Source organism: Parendozoicomonas callyspongiae (assembly GCF_023502345.1).
In the GTDB taxonomy this organism is placed as follows: domain Bacteria; phylum Pseudomonadota; class Gammaproteobacteria; order Pseudomonadales; family Endozoicomonadaceae; genus Sansalvadorimonas; species Sansalvadorimonas callyspongiae.
In genome coordinates this window covers 1-924 of record NZ_JAMFLX010000105.1, presented here as the reverse complement: position 1 = coordinate 924, position 924 = coordinate 1, and the positions used below count along the sequence as shown (strand labels likewise).

General features: G+C 37.4%; 1 protein-coding gene. It reads left to right on the top strand.

All coding sequences use genetic code 11. From position 1 onward, the window contains the following. Positions 1-862 (top strand): hypothetical protein (locus M3P05_RS20470; RefSeq protein WP_249701990.1); only part of this gene is annotated, 862 nt, incomplete at its 5' end. Positions 863-924 lie beyond the last annotated feature (62 nt).

Genomic DNA, 924 nt, shown 5'->3' with positions numbered 1-924 from the left:
GCTGGCCAAATCGAGGTACTGTATGGCATTCACAGAAACAAGCACACTTTCTAATCAAGACTCTAAAGTTCGAGTTAATGTTGAGGCACTTGCCAGGATAAACATTTCTGATGTGGAGTACTTACTTGAAAATATAGATTCTGTAGATGATACAAAATTAAAACGTATATTTTACGAAACAGCAATAAATAAATTATCCACTGTATTTCAACTGGCCATGAAGTCTTTGAAGTATCTAGAGAAAAATGATCGTCTAAAAGAAATTCTTAAAAATAACTCAAGTGATTCAAACAGCGGGATAGCCGCAGTAAAGAGTTATCGAGACAGTCTTTTTCATGATGGAATTAACTTTATAGAAAAAGATACTTATTATCCTTTCGGAAAAATTTCAGGGAAAGGTTTTGTGGCAATACGTATATCCAAAGGTGCTAGGTTTAGCCTTAAAGGTATATACGATTTTTCCTCACTTGAAAATGAGTTTGTTATCACATCAGAAGGTATCTTTGAAATATCAAACTCAGGCGAGCCTTCTGAACGCTGGTTTCAAATAAATCCTATATCTAGTGTCACCGCAGAGAATTTGAGTGAGATTAAAGAAGTTTGCTTGAGAGCGATTGGCGAGCTAAAAGTATTATGGTATGAGCTTTCTGAAATCAGGAAAGAAGGAGATGGAGTGAATGAATATTCGTACCTCAATGAAGGCGGGAGTTGGGAGCTCATAGAAAATAAAAATGGCATCGTCAACTATAAAGCAGAAGCACAAGAACTCCATATTAATGGGGATCTTACAGTAACTCCTGTTGATGATTTTCGAGTGGACGGCGATAGAATCGTATACGAAACAACTCCAAAGGACAGCTAACAAATTGCTGCATCGGAAAAACTACTCGCTCGCGCTCGCATTTTTTCCGCTGAGCAAGGCGT